The sequence below is a fragment of the Alicyclobacillus sp. SP_1 genome (assembly GCF_024706985.1).
Classification (GTDB): Bacteria; Bacillota; Bacilli; order Alicyclobacillales; family Alicyclobacillaceae; genus Alicyclobacillus_I.
Genome location: NZ_JAMCCX010000061.1, coordinates 18,507 through 32,606 on the forward strand (window position 1 = coordinate 18,507; position 14,100 = coordinate 32,606).

The following is a 14,100-nucleotide window of genomic DNA, read 5'->3' on the forward strand; positions in this document are numbered from 1 at the left end:
ATGGTTGGAAAGTGCACATTTCCCACAATACCGTTCCAAGGTGAGTTCTTGGCATGGGTTGACACCCTTCGCGTTCGTGGCTATGGACATTTTGAGACCTAGAGTATTCGTGGAGCTCGGAACCCATAAAGGGGACTCATACTTCGCATTTTGCCAAGCTGTCAAGGAGTTCAGCCTAAACATGACACGCTGCTATGCGGTAGACACTTGGAACGGAGATCCTCAAGCAGGGATATATGGGGAAAAGGTGTTTTCAGAATTTAGAGAGCACCACGATGAAAATTATGCGACGTTCTCCACATATATGAAGATGACGTTCAACCAAGCGGCGTCTCATTTCGTCGACTCGTCCATAGACCTACTGCACATCGATGGCCTCCACACTTATGATGCCGTGAAAGAAGATTTCATGACGTGGTTGCCTAAAATGTCGCCATCAGGCGTGATACTCCTTCACGACACCCAGGTCAAGCGCAGCGACTTCGGCGTTGGAAAACTACTAGAGGAGTTGTCTGAAACCTACGCTACTTCGGAGCTGAAGAATTCTAATGGGCTAGGCATAGTCTTGGTCGGGACCGAGGTACCCGAGGCATTCAAGGCGCTGTGCTCAGAGGCGTCAGCGCATAGCTTGGTCCAAATTTTTAGTCATCTGGGGAGGATTGTCCAAGAGGCACCGTTGGTCACTCGTGACAAGGACGAAGGGAATCTGCCATATGTTCAACTCTACTTTGGTAGAGATGGCGAATTTGATGAAGTCCGTTCGGAGCGATTCATATTACCCGTCGAAGAAGAAAATAAAGGACAAGCGTCCGTTTCCTGGACTGCCATTGCTCCTTATTCTGTCCAGGGACTGCGCGTTGACCCAATCAATGTACCTGCAGAGATAGACGATTTGTCGGTGCACATTCGCAGACAATCGGGGGTGGACACGACGCTTCGGGCAGGCAGTCCGGGTGCTCGCTTTGAGGACGCAGTTGTAATACAAAATAATAAGGTCTTGCTCGTCAGCGACGATGGGCGGGTCTCTTTTGTAGATGAGGAACTGTCCGAAGGAGATGAGGTAGACGTCATTTTTCGCTATGTCAAGAAAACCGAAAATGACATAACGGAGGGCCTACTGACAGCACTCCGCGACTTTCAAACGGATAACGGAGTTCTATCAGACAACTTCAATGCTATGAAAGCCGAGTTGGAGAGTGCCTGCGCTTCACTCGAAAATTTCCGCAAAAAAATTGAAGAGCTCAGTCTAGAAGCTCAACGTGCAGCAGAAATTGACCAAGAGTTAGGATTATTGCGGACGGAATTAAAAGTGCTAACCATGAGTTATGAGGAAATGCGGCGCACCAAAGAATCAATTGAGAAGACGAGTGAAAGCCTCAATGAAGAACTTAAGAGGCTCAAAGGGACGAAAGGCTGGCGGGCTCTCGAGGTGCTTCGCACGGTGAGGAATCAATCGAGAAATCCGCGAACCTTGGCAAAGAAGATATACACTAAGGCGCGAAAAGAGGGCATCCGAGCAACCGCTCAGACGGTCCGACAGAAGATGGCCGGAGCAGCTCAACTCGCTGAACAAGATTACAACTTTTGGCAACACGAGAACGAACGGGTGTTTCTCACGTCGGCTCACGAAATTGTCGAGGCTATGAATTTATGGGAAAATGCACCCTTAATCTCGGTGATTATACCGACATATAACTCCAAACCCGAGTGGCTCGATGAGGCGATTAACTCAATTCTTAGGCAACCGTACCCGCATTTCGAAATACTTATCTCAGATGACTGCTCTTCAAACTTGGAAACTAGGGAGAAGCTCGGTTCTCTCTGTCAGGTTGACGATAGAATACACGTGCATCTAAACGAAAAAAATCGCGGTATTAGCGGAAACTCGAATGTTGCGATGGAAAACGCGCGAGGCGACGTCATCACCTTCTTGGATCACGATGATGTTTTTGCACCGAATGCCCTTTATGAAATCGTCCGTTCGTGGGTGGACGATGGCCCATTCGACATTCTATACTCCGATGAGGATAAATTGGATTTTGATGGGACGTATACGCAGCCATTCTTTAAGCCTGACTTTTCTCCAGATTATTTGCTGTCCAATAACTACATCAATCACATCACTGCCTACAATCGCGAATTACTCGAGAGGGTAGGGCACTTCCGCTCAGAATTTGATGGATCGCAAGATCACGACCTGCTTCTTCGAGCGAGTGAGGTAGCGAAGGAGATCCGTCATATCCCTCAGGTGCTCTACCATTGGCGACTGGTAGAGGGCTCAACGTCAGTTTCAGCGGGGTTTAAATCGTATGCCCACGAAGCAGGGAAAGCTGCTGTTTTGGCGGCCCTAGAGCGCCGCGGCGAATTTGGCGAGGTGTTGGACGGACCATACCCCGGTCATTACTATGCCAAACGCCATCTCCATTCGATGCCCCTTGTATCCATCATTATACCGATGAAAGACCAATGGCGTCTTACAAAGCAATGCCTGGATAGCCTTAAGAAAAGCACTTATAGCAACATTGAAATCATTGTGGTGGACAACGGAAGTGTTGAACAGGAGTCCTTGTCGAATTTATCGAAACTGAATGCTAGCGGCTTCGCCAAGGTATTTCGCTATGAGATTCCATTCAACTACTCTAGGCTTAATAATATGGCTGTTTCAGAGGCGAATGGCGAATATCTGTTATTCCTGAACAACGATATAGAAGTCATTTCCCCCGGTTGGATTGAGGAGATGCTGCAGCATGCCATGAGACGATCGGTGGGGGTTGTTGGGGCAAAGTTACTCTACCCCGATGGTCGGATACAGCACGCTGGCGTCGTTTTGGGAATTGGTGGGGTAGCCAACCATATATACTGCGGAGCTCACCCAAAAACGCCGGGATATTTTGGTATGTTGGCTGACATCAGGGATTTTTCAGCGGTTACAGGTGCATGCATGATGGTTCCGCGAAAGGTCTTTGAGGAAACAGGTGGCTTCGACGAGGATTTGGCGGTATCGTTCAACGATGTGGATCTGTGCCTGAGAATTGGCGCATTAGGTTATTTTTGCGTCTTCACTCCTTACGCGGAGTTACATCATCACGAATCCGCCTCCCGGTCAAAGGAGGTGGACTTCCACGAAATAGCGTTGATGCAGGACCGCTGGTTCACCAAAATTCGGGACGACCCATTTTATAATCGACATCTGTCTTTAGTCAGAGAAGATATGTGTCCCGATCTCTCTAGAACGGCGACGACACAAGGAAGTCCGGACGGCTCTCCGGTAGCTTGGAAGAGAAGGCTTGCGGAGCTTATGCTCTCATCAGGCTTGGACAAGACACGAGCGGAAGAGATTGCATCCGATTTATGGACTGTTTATTGTGCTAGATTTGATCTCCAAAAAGCATTTACTCTTGATGCTAGTTTTCCGCGGAAAATTCTTGCGTGGGCAGCGTACGCAGAGGACGGACATGTTAAGACACAGGAATTGCTGTCAAGATACAGGGACGAGTTCCAATCTGCAACGTCAGTTGTGGCAAACGAAGTGGATTGACACCTGTCAGCTGGATGGAGCATCTGGTTGCTATCGTTATCTCAAACGTTCACATTTAACTTGGGCTTCAATTCTGGTCCAAGATGTTTCTGGTGAAACAAGACTGGCTGGACGCAGGCGGGTTAAAATAAAGCTGGTGGTTGTTGCAGTAGGCTATAAACCCGACGATCGCTTCAGGCCTATACACACGTTTTAATCCGTGCTGTGACAAACAGTTATCTTCCGTTATCCTGTGGAAATATTTAATGTGCACGTTCGTGTTGGTGGTTCTCGGCAGAATCCGTTCATGTGATAGCATCTGCACTTTTACGTTGCAAAACCGTGTACTTCTATTTTGAAATAGACAAGCGTTGGACCACTTTTGCATTGAGGTCACGTTTTCTGATGACTAGCGACAAACCCCAGTCTTCTGACACTCACGGATGATCTGCTGCCTAAACAGTGCTGAAAATTCTGTCGTACATTCTTCTCATTCTCTCACTTCGTCTAGTATGCTACCCAGCAAGGAGTCTCTCCAACGTGACCTCGGGGTTTAAGAGCTAAATTCCAAAAGATACTCGGCCCATACTGTATAGCTTGAAGCTTTCATGTAGTTGAGACTGGGCGTCACGGCGATTAAGAGATTACCATCTTTCCGCGACACTGGTGCCGAGAACCTCATTTATAGTGCATGTTTAAACGGGAGGCCCGATTCCATGACAAACACATTCCCTCAAGTCGTCCTCGTGACAGGCGGGGCACAAGGCATTGGCAAAGCGATTGTCGCAGCGTTCCTCGGCAAAGGTGCTCACGTTGCAGCTGTCGATCGAGACGGAGAGGCGCTGGCTGAGCTCGAGGCGGAATATCGCGACCTTGGCGAACTGGGCAAGCTCTGGACACGCTGCGTGGATGTGGCGAATGAGAGCGAGATCGCCGCGGCTATGACTGCGCTCCGGCGGGACTTCGGTCGGCTGGATGTACTCGTTAACAATGCCGGGGTTGGAGACACGAGACCTATGGCCGAGCGGCCCACGGAGGTTTGGGACAGGGTTTTGGCCGTCAACTTGCGGGCGCCGTATTTGTTTGTGCGCTACGGGGAAGAGTTGCTGCGGCGAGAGGGTGGCGGGGTGGTGGTCAACATCGCGTCCACGCGCGCGTTGATGTCGGAAGCCAACACGGAGCCGTATGCTGCGTCTAAGGGTGGTTTGCTGGCCTTGACGCACGCGCTGGCCGTCAGTTTAGGCCCGGATGTGCGTGTGAATGCCATCAGCCCAGGTTGGATTGAGACGGGTGAGTGGCAGAAGGTGTCGCGTCGGTCTGTACCGAATCACAGCGAGGCAGATAAGGCGCAACATCCGGTCGGGCGTGTGGGTGTACCGGAAGATATCGCGGCGGCCTGCGTGTTTTTGGCGAGTGCGGAAGCCGGGTTTGTGACCGGGCAGAATTTCGTCATCGATGGCGGCATGACGGTCAAGATGATTTACGAGTGAACCACTGGCGAGAGCGGTGGAGAAGGTTGCAAGCGGGATCGACCCGATGCATTCTGCACGTGCCAGAAGACTTGTGACGAGCAGTGGAGACGGATGGGTGCCACGGGCAACAGCCTCTCAACAGACCACATAGAACGCTTGCAGTGGGCCGTGAACGCCGACCACTAAGTCCATTTCAATGTCCGCCGAGTTGCTCGGGCCGGTGATGAAATGAATGCTTGCCGGGACATCGCTGCCGCTCTCGACGGCGTGTTCTAGGGCTTCCACGGCCTCTGTCATGCGCGGGAAGAGTGTCTCTTTGGGAACGATGACCAAGGCGTTTGTGGGCAGGTAGTGGATGGAGCGCCCTTGTCCGGGGCGCGTGGTGAGGACCACGGTGCCTGACTCGGCGAGGGCGTAATCGCACACGACGACGGCAAAATTGGCCGCGGCTGCATGGGCGATGTTGTCGCGCTTCGAGGTTTCGGACCAGACGGAGACGGCCACGCCTTCCCGCGGCCAGGCCTCTTCCAGCAGCGGCAACAGGCCGAGCTCTGCAAAGCGCGGATGGGCAGACGTGAGCACAGGACCACCGCCATGCGCTGCCACGACTTGGCGAAGGACGGCGGACAGTTGGTCGCGCGAGGTCTCGATGACCGTGGTGTGGATGCGTTCGCATTGTTCCTTGAAGACGGCGAGAAGTTCCTCTGCGGAGGGATGGTTCTGGCCAGCCTGGACTAAGTCGTGAACGCTGTGCTTCCACGTGGGCCGAGTCACACCCGCCGAGCGCCGCTCTCGCCCCAGCTTGGCTGCCACATGGTTTAAGAAGCGGTCTCTGTTCTCGATGTCCCCGCTCATCGTCCGTCCTCCTCTTTGGCGCGCTTCTCAAACCAGTCCCGGAAACGCTCCTTGCTAGGAGCGGGAAACTCGCGCACAGCGGTCCAGTGTTTGAGCGGGCCGAGTCCTTTCGAGATGTGGTCGTCTTTGGTGTATGGGCGCAGGGCGGTCGGGGCCAATTTGGAGCCCATGCGATAGGCGGCCGCAGAGGATGCGCCCATGGCGAACATCTTCATCGCCAGTTTTTCCGTGAACGGCGCACGTCCTTCCTTCTCCACGATGACCTGCCGATGCTTAAGCAGTAACTGGTGCAGTGGAATTTTGACGGGACAGGCATCCGTGCAGGCGGCGCAGAGGCTCGAAGCATATGGGAGTTCCTTGAAGTCGTCATAGCCACCGAGGAGGGGCGAAAGGACAGCGCCAATCGGACCGGAATAAATCGATCCGTAAGAATGCCCTCCCACATGCCGATACACGGGGCAGACGTTGACGCAGGCTGCGCAGCGGATGCATTGGAGGACGGATCGAAATTCGGAGGCCAAAATGTCGGCTCTCCCGTTGTCCACGACCACTAGATGAAATTCCTCTGGGCCATCGCCGTCTCTGTCCTGGCTCGGGCCTGCCACGGTGACGTAGCTGGTGAGTCGCTGGCCGACCGCGCTTCGGCACAAGAGCCCCACCAACACGTCGAGTTCCTCCATCGTGGGCACCAACCGTTCCATGCCCATCACCACGATGTGTGTGTTGGGCAGGGCCATCGTCAGGTCTGCGTTGCCTTCGTTTGTCACGAGGCACACTTGGCCGGTATTCGCGACGGCAAAGTTGCAACCCGTAATGCCTATGTCTGCCTGCAAAAATTTTTCGCGCAAGATGCCGCGCACATAGTTCGTCATCTCTGTTGGCTGGTCAGACCCTTTGTAGCCAAACTTGTCTCGAAATACGTCGCGAATTTGCGACCGATTTTTGTGAAGCGCCGGAGCTACAATGTGGGACGGAGGGTCATGGTCGTCCACCTGCAGAATGTACTCTCCAAGGTCACTCTCAATCACGTCGCAGCCGATGCTCTCGAGCGCCGAATTCAAGTGGATTTCTTCCGTCACCATCGATTTAGACTTGACAATGGTTTTTGCCTGCTTCTGCCGCGCCACTTCTTGGATGTAGCGCGTGGCCTCTTCTTTCGTGCTCGCAAAATAGACATGCCCGCCGCGCCTGGCCACGTTGTCACTCAATTGTTCTAAGTAGTAATCTAAGTTCTCCAGCGTGTGTTGACGGATGTGCTCCGCGAGCTCACGCCATTTTTGCCACTCGCCTAATTCTTCTTCGGCCATGGCTTTTCTGCTCTGCAGCCGCTCTTGCGCCGCACTCACGTTGCCTCTCATGACAGCATCGTGAATGCCGTCTTCGACTCGCGTCTTAAACTTGTCTTGACTCGTTTTCATCGGCATGACGTCCGCGCTCCTTATTTGCTGTTGAGAACCTCGGCAATGTGGAGGACTTTGACTTGGTGCCCCAATCGCTCCATCCGTCCACGGATGTTCATCAGGCAGCCGCAGTCTCCGCCGATTAAATAGTCGGATCCGGTCTGGACCACGGCATCTACTTTCTCATCCACCATCTGTTCGGAGATGCGCGCCATCTTGACGGCGAACGTTCCGCCGAAACCGCAGCAGTTTTCTGCATGCGGGAGTGGGATGACGTTGAGGCCGCGCACGTTCGATAACAATTGGAACGGCGCTTCGCGCACGCCGAGCAGTCGCATCATGTGACACGAGGTGTGGTACGTTGCGGTTCCTGGCAAAGTCGCTTGAACGTCGGTGATGCCGAGCTGTTCGACAATAAATTGAGTGAGTTCATAGGTGTGTGCGGCGAGTTCTTGCGCTGCCCGCTCCCACTCTTCGTCCCCTGCAAACAGATGTGGGTATTCTTTAAACATAGTGCAGCACGAGCCGGACGGGGTGACGACGAACTCATATCCCGCAAACGCGCGAATCATCTGCTTGGCGGCTTCCTTTGCTTCGCTGACGTAGCCGCTGTTGAATGCGGGTTGACCGCAGCAAACTTGGGAGGCGGGAAATTCGACCTCGCACCCGAGCCGCTCCAGCAACTCTACCGTTGCCCGGCCCACGCTCGGCTGAAACACATCGACGAGGCATGTGACGAATAAGGCGACTTTCATAGTGACGTCCTCCTTGGGGGGGTGAGGAAGGGCCACCTTTCGATGGCTGTGCACGATTCGGCGTCTGTTGACGCCTTTCGAGTTTCTGTTACGCCTGGATAATCTCAATGTTGAACTTGCGAATGCTCTCCAAATGGCCCGGATTGGCCCCTGCATCGGTAATTAAGGCGTCCACCTCATCGAGCGAGGCCACGCTGGTAAAATCGCGCACTTGCATCTTGCTGTGGTCCGCTAATAAATAGAGTTTGTCCGAGATGTCCATCATTTTTCGTTTGACCAGCGCCTGCAAGGCATTCGATTCGCTCACACCGTATTCGGTATGAAATCCTTTGCAGGACAAGAACGCCTTGTTGACGTGAAATTGATTCAACGTCTCTTCGGCCAGTGGGCCAACGTAAGACAGCGAGCTTGCCCGCACAATGCCACCCGTTGAGATAACTTCCAACTTGTCGCGACTCGCCAACTCCATGGACACTCGCAGCGAGTTGGTCAAAACTGTGAGCGGAATGTTGGGCAATACCAACGCCACATGCCAAGCGGTGGTGCTGGCGTCTAGGACAATGCGGTCCCCTGGCGCAATGTGCCGCACCGCTTCTAAAGCGATAGCCTCTTTTTCTGAAATGTGTTCCGACTCGCGTTGCAGATAAGGAATTTCGCTATGGTCTTCCTCAATGCGCACGGCTCCGCCATGACTTCTGCGAATTTTCCCATCGCCTTCTAGATTGTCCAGGTCGCGCCGCACCGTTTCCTCGGTCACATCAAAGAGTTGGCTGAGCTCTTTGACACGCATGCTTCCCTTGGTGTTGATGAGTTGTAATATTGCCTTGTGTCGTTCGGCTGGAAGCATCCACACATCCCGTCCTTTAGCAGTGAAACCTTTCTCAATATCTATCAATACGCGGTAGACATCCGTCCGTCAAGAATCAAACCGCCATGTGTGGGGACAACCATCACGCGGCGGTTCGGGACAAACTTGCTAGTCCATGATGTTCATGCCCGTTGTGTTGGGTGAAAATAGAAGACTTCCTCTAAGGGACAGAGTGTCACTCCGCGTTCGTCTGCTAATAGTATATCGGACATATACTGTTGCCACCTACGATTGGCTAAATTTTCATCGAGTGCACGGAGAGCGGCTTCGGTGTCATCCGCCTCGATATAGCCAAAGAGAGTGGTTCCATCCATGAATATGCTGTAGCTTTGGATGCCGTAATCTTCGAAGGCGGAAAGTAATTCGGGATGCACGGCCTTGTGCCGTTCCTTATACTCCGCTTCTGCACCTGGGCGAATTCTCAGCTTAAATCCAATCCGTTTCACGGAGAGTTCCTCCTAGACGTTAATTTCCTCGAGTGATTTTCCGCCCGTTCTCGGGCCAAAGAGACCGCCTACGACAAAGTTATACGCGAACAAAATCACCATCAACAGGGCCACCGCTTTGAAGCCGCCAATAGCTCCCAGGATGATGGGGGTCCACAGGCTCCAAAGACCGAGAACGACGCGCATGACTCCCCACAGAATCCCCTGAGAAGTGTTTCTGATTTCTGTCGGGAAAAGTTCGACGGACCAGATGCGTTGTAGCGGCCACAAACCAATCCCTTGGCCCAATCCGAATAAGACCACATTAGCAAATGCAACGTATGGGTTGGAAATGGGAGCGAAAATAGGAATCAAGAAGGCCAACCCACAGAGAAAAGCGCTAATTGCATATAAGATGCGTCGGTCAACTTTGTCGTTCAGTGGCATGAAGATGAACAGGACACTGATAATTGCAAGTGCGAAGTAGAGTATTTCCATGAGGTCTGAAGTGGTTGCACTCGTGGCTCCCACGGTTTTGAAGATGTAAGGGAAGAAAAATCCGTAGGTCCCTGCCGGGATACCCCAAAACACATAAATCGGCATCAGAAACAGGAATCTTCTGAGGTTTTTTCCGTGGAACAAGTCCCTTAATTTTGCGCTATTCTCCGAATTCTGCGTGGGTGCAGAACCTGCCCCAACTTGCTCTTCCATTTTCTTGACTTCCTCGGCTTTTCCGTGCAATGCCGACCAACGTGGTGATTCGACCATGCTTCTGCGAAAAAGATAAGTAATCAATGCAGCTAATAACAGCACAACGAACAGTAGGCGCATTCCCAAAACGCCCATATGAGTAAATGCCAACGCGAGAAAGAGCATGACGATGGGGCCGATATACCAGAAGATATTTGTTATACCCATCAGTCGCCCGCGACTCTTTTTGGGTGCAAATTCGGCAATGAGAGACCACGAAGTGGGTACGTCAGCCCCCACGGCAAAGCCTAGTACCATGTATCCAATAATAAGCATTGGCGCGTTGACCGAGAAAATGATGACCAGTGCACCAATCATATAGAGCAAAAGGTCAACGTTGTATATGAACTTTCTTCCAAGTTTGTCGCCAAGAAACCCAGCAACAATGGCACCAACCGCAGTCGAAATACCGTTGGAGCTAAACGCGGAAATGAGCCCGGTAATGGAGGTATTCATGTGAAATATGTGTACCCATGTGACGAGAGCGACGCCGCCCGCCACGATAGATCCAGCGTCGAGAAAGTCGCCCATCCCAGAAAGGATGGTCCATTTCCAATGTGTTTTCGACAGTCGGACGTCGTCAATACTCGGCCCGGTTGGCTCAATTCCTGACAATGCCATATCTATACCTCCCTGAATGTTGTGTTATTTCATCTCAATTCCGTTTAATCGACAGTCCTCCTTTCTTTGACGGGTGTGTTGACGTAAGGGCTTACATGGAGAAATATTATGACAAAACAACAATTGTGTCTATATCAAAAGTGAATTTACCTGTGATTTTCTTTTTATAGCTGTTTACTCGTTGATTTTGTGAATTAGTCGGAATATATTCTTGCTATGGCGTTGAGTTCAGTAAATCCTAAAAGTTGGCCAAAACGAAGAAAGTAAGCGGATATCCTGAACCGTGATTTGTGAGAGTGGGGTGAGTAGATGACGCGGAGTCCAGTTAAGCCAACGAGTAGGGCCCGAGTTGGTTTATACAGCATTGGACTGAGAACCTACTGGAACCAGTTTGACGGGTTGCGTGAACGCCTAGTCGGATATGGTCGCTTTATTGAACAGGAGATGGGTTCTGCGGCAGACGTCTATAACTTCGGGCTAATAGACTCGCCGGAAAAGGCTCGTGAAGCAGGGGAGTGGTTCAACGCTCAGGATGTCGATATTGTTTTTTGCCACTCTGCAACCTATGCGACGAGTTCCATAGTACTGCCCATTCACCAAATCTGTCCGAAACCAGTTGTGGTGTTAAATCTGCAACCTACACCTCAAGTGAATTACCGTCAGACGACAACTGGAGAGTGGTTAGCTCACTGCGGTGCATGTCCAGTACCCGAAATTTCATATGCGTTTCATCGCGCAAATATTCCGTTTCGAGTGGTTAATGGACTGCTTGGTATGGACGATACACCGGACATCTCCTTAACGAATGAGGTGACACGCCGGAGGCCGGAGGCGCAGAGCGCGTGGCTACAAATCCGCGAGTGGATAAAGGCTGCTTCGGTAGTTCGCAATTTCAGGCGTGGAAACTTCGGCTTTCTCGGCAACACCTACAACGGGATGCTGGATATGTATAGTGACTTCACGTTGATTCAAGCAAAACTCGGCATTCACGTTGAAATCTTGGAAATGTGTGATTTGAACGAATTGCTAAGAACGGTAACTGACACAGAAGTGCGCTTGAAATTGGAGGAAACACAAGAACTGTTTGAAATCAGTGAAGAGGTACCTGTTGACCCAATTGCCAAAAAGCCCAGCGCAGAACAATTGCGATGGTCGGCTAAAATTGCTGTGGCTCAGGAAAAGCTAGTCGTCTCCCGCAACCTCGACGCGCTCGCGTACTATTATCACGGAACTACGGGTAGTGACTACGAGGCGCTTCAAGCAGGGTTTATTTTGGGCCATTCTCTGCTCACGGCGCGCGGCATTCCTTGCGCCGGAGAAGGAGACTTGAAGACTGCGATTGCGATGAAAATCTGCGACATTTTGGGTGCGGGCGGCAGTTTTTCAGAGATTGTCGTGGTGGATTACGAGAATCAGACAATTCTTCTTGGGCATGATGGCCCGTTTCATGTAGGTATTGCCCGAGGAAAACCCATTCTCCGCGGAATGAGCCTTTACCATGGGAAACAAGGCACGGGTATTTCCGTCGAGGCGAAAATACAGGAAGGCCCCATTACGACCCTACAGATCACACAGACTCGCAACGGAGACCTGAAGTTGATTATCGGCGAGGGAGAGGCAACGGACGGTTCCATCATGCATATTGGAAATACGCAGACTGCGGTGCGCTTCCGAGAACATCCAGACATCTATATGGAACGTTGGTTTGCAGAAGGACCTACACATCATTTTGCCATGTCCATTGGACACAATGCAGCCCTATTCAAAAAAGTCGGGGATTTGTTGGGTTGTCCAACCGTTGTACTCTAATTTTTAAAGATGGCGACGGTAAAACGCAAGAAAGAAACGGACATAAAAACAGACATATGTAGAGCGAATACAACAGAAGTGTATAATTTAGCCTGTGATGTTTTTGTCGAAGGAGGTGACACGAGATGTTGAACTTGCTCGCTGTGGATTTAGGTGCCTCCTCCGGAAGAGTCATGCATGCCGCGTTCGATGGGCATTCTGTGACACTGCATGAAGTTCGCCGATTTCCCAACCATCCTCTGAGACTAGGGCATCGCATCTATTGGAACATCTATTCTCTGTATCAAGAAATGAAGTGGGGCATTCAGTCGGTAGCTCGGGACGAACGGAGCATTGCGTCACTCGCCATGGACAGTTGGGCAGTAGACTTCGCACTGCTGGACGCGTCGAATCATCTGTTGGATTTGCCGCGCCATTACCGCGACCCTCGCAACCTTTTGGCGATGAACCAAGTCGTCGAGCGCGTGGGGCGAGACGAACTGTTCCGGCGCTCGGGTATTCAAATCAATCCTATCAATTCGCTCTACCAACTGTACAGTTTGCACACAGAAGATACTTCACTATTAAAAAACGCCAACACTTTCTTGATGGTACCTGATTTGCTCAATTTCTTTCTCTGCGGGGAACACGCTGCAGAGTTCACCAATGCAACCACCACGCAATTTCTACAACCTAGTGGTCGATGGGACGTGGAACTGCTCGAGAAGTTGGGCATGCCGAGTCACATCTTTCCGCAAGTTGTCCAACCTGCCACCCGCCTCTCTCGAGTGCGTGACGAAGAATTGCTGCAGACGTTCCCGTCTTTGCGGGACACAAGCGTGATTCACACCGCCTCGCATGACACAGCGGCAGCCGTGCTCTCGGTGCCTGCAAAGAGTCCGCACTTTGTTTACATCAGTTCGGGTACATGGTCTTTGATGGGGACGTTGGTGGAAGAGCCCGTCATTCATCCACGGACGCAAAAGTTCAACTTGACAAACGAAGGTGGTCTCGGGAATTATCGGCTGTTGAAAAACGTCATGGGTCTCTGGCTCTTGCAGGAGACACAGCGGGCTTTGCAGTCGGACGGGGAAGTTGCTCAAACCGAGACTCTGTTAGACCTGGCGCAATCTGCTCCTGCGCTGACCTGTCTGTTTCACCCGGACGATACTCGGTTGTTGCAACCGTCTCATATGCCGGAAACCATTCGTGCGATATGTCGGGAAACGGGGCAACATGCCCCGGACGATACGGGCGCATTAGTTCGTTCCATTCTGGAATCGCTAGCGCTGAGATATCGACAGGTTCTCGAAGAACTAGAGAGTGTCACTGGAAAGCGCTATGACGTCCTTCACATCGTCGGCGGCGGCGTGAAAAATCGGTTGCTCTGTCAGTGGACGGCCAATGCGACGAAACGTCCCGTCGTTGCCGGTCCGGTGGAGGCGAGCGCTATGGGCAATGCGGCCGTGCAACTGCTGGCGCTCGGGCAAGTTGCCTCCACCGAAGAGTTGTCGCAGTTGATATTGCGGTCCGTTCACACCGTAACCTATCTTCCGCACGATGCGGACGCATGGGATGCCGCGTTTCAGCGCTTTCAAACCATCGGTCAGCATCAGATGGAATGCAGTACGATGATTTGATTTTTATGA

Annotated in this window: 10 protein-coding genes; 4 read left to right on the forward strand and 6 right to left on the reverse strand. The window is 51.9% G+C overall.

Features of this window, described 5'->3' with window-relative positions; translation table 11 throughout:
* The first annotated feature begins 82 nt into the window (after positions 1 to 82).
* Both M4I36_RS13245 and M4I36_RS13250 read left to right on the forward strand, forming a co-directional pair.
* Positions 83 to 3,538: a glycosyltransferase family 2 protein gene (locus tag M4I36_RS13245; protein WP_258112347.1), complete on the forward strand. Its 3,456-nt coding sequence runs from the start codon at positions 83 to 85 to the stop codon at positions 3,536 to 3,538.
* Positions 3,539 to 4,233: 695 nt separating this feature from the next.
* Positions 4,234 to 5,007: a glucose 1-dehydrogenase gene (locus tag M4I36_RS13250; protein WP_258112226.1), complete on the forward strand. Its 774-nt coding sequence runs from the start codon at positions 4,234 to 4,236 to the stop codon at positions 5,005 to 5,007.
* Between the two features lie 117 nt (positions 5,008 to 5,124).
* Here M4I36_RS13250 and M4I36_RS13255 read toward each other — a convergent pair whose 3' ends face one another.
* The 6 genes from M4I36_RS13255 to M4I36_RS13280 all read right to left on the reverse strand — a co-directional run bounded on the left by M4I36_RS13255 (position 5,125) and on the right by M4I36_RS13280 (position 10,663).
* Positions 5,125 to 5,844 (reverse strand): LutC/YkgG family protein, encoded by a 720-nt coding sequence (locus M4I36_RS13255; protein ID WP_258112227.1) that lies wholly within the window; start codon positions 5,842 to 5,844, stop codon positions 5,125 to 5,127.
* On the reverse strand, positions 5,841 to 7,268 hold the full coding sequence (locus tag M4I36_RS13260) for a LutB/LldF family L-lactate oxidation iron-sulfur protein (RefSeq protein ID WP_258112228.1): 1,428 nt from the start codon (positions 7,266 to 7,268) through the stop codon (positions 5,841 to 5,843). Before M4I36_RS13260 ends, M4I36_RS13255 begins: the two co-directional genes overlap by 4 nt.
* Before the next feature lie 14 nt (positions 7,269 to 7,282).
* Positions 7,283 to 7,999 carry a (Fe-S)-binding protein gene (locus tag M4I36_RS13265; protein ID WP_258112229.1) on the reverse strand — a complete coding sequence of 239 codons (717 nt, stop codon included), beginning with the start codon at positions 7,997 to 7,999 and terminating at the stop codon, positions 7,283 to 7,285.
* An 88-nt stretch (positions 8,000 to 8,087) separates the two neighbouring features.
* Positions 8,088 to 8,846 (reverse strand): DeoR/GlpR family DNA-binding transcription regulator, encoded by a 759-nt coding sequence (locus M4I36_RS13270; protein ID WP_258112230.1) that lies wholly within the window; start codon positions 8,844 to 8,846, stop codon positions 8,088 to 8,090.
* A gap of 143 nt (positions 8,847 to 8,989) precedes the next feature.
* Positions 8,990 to 9,313 carry an L-rhamnose mutarotase gene (locus tag M4I36_RS13275; protein WP_258112231.1) on the reverse strand — a complete coding sequence of 108 codons (324 nt, stop codon included), beginning with the start codon at positions 9,311 to 9,313 and terminating at the stop codon, positions 8,990 to 8,992.
* Positions 9,314 to 9,325: 12 nt separating this feature from the next.
* On the reverse strand, positions 9,326 to 10,663 hold the full coding sequence (locus M4I36_RS13280) for an MFS transporter (protein WP_258112232.1): 1,338 nt from the start codon (positions 10,661 to 10,663) through the stop codon (positions 9,326 to 9,328).
* A 309-nt stretch (positions 10,664 to 10,972) separates the two neighbouring features.
* Between M4I36_RS13280 and M4I36_RS13285 the strand changes: the two genes are divergently transcribed.
* Together M4I36_RS13285 and M4I36_RS13290 are read left to right on the forward strand one after the other, a co-directional pair.
* Positions 10,973 to 12,472, forward strand: a complete 1,500-nt coding sequence (locus M4I36_RS13285) for an L-fucose/L-arabinose isomerase family protein (protein WP_258112233.1) — start codon at positions 10,973 to 10,975, stop codon at positions 12,470 to 12,472.
* Positions 12,473 to 12,597: 125 nt separating this feature from the next.
* Positions 12,598 to 14,091: a rhamnulokinase gene (locus tag M4I36_RS13290; RefSeq protein WP_258112234.1), complete on the forward strand. Its 1,494-nt coding sequence runs from the start codon at positions 12,598 to 12,600 to the stop codon at positions 14,089 to 14,091.
* The last annotated feature ends 9 nt before the right edge of the window (positions 14,092 to 14,100 follow it).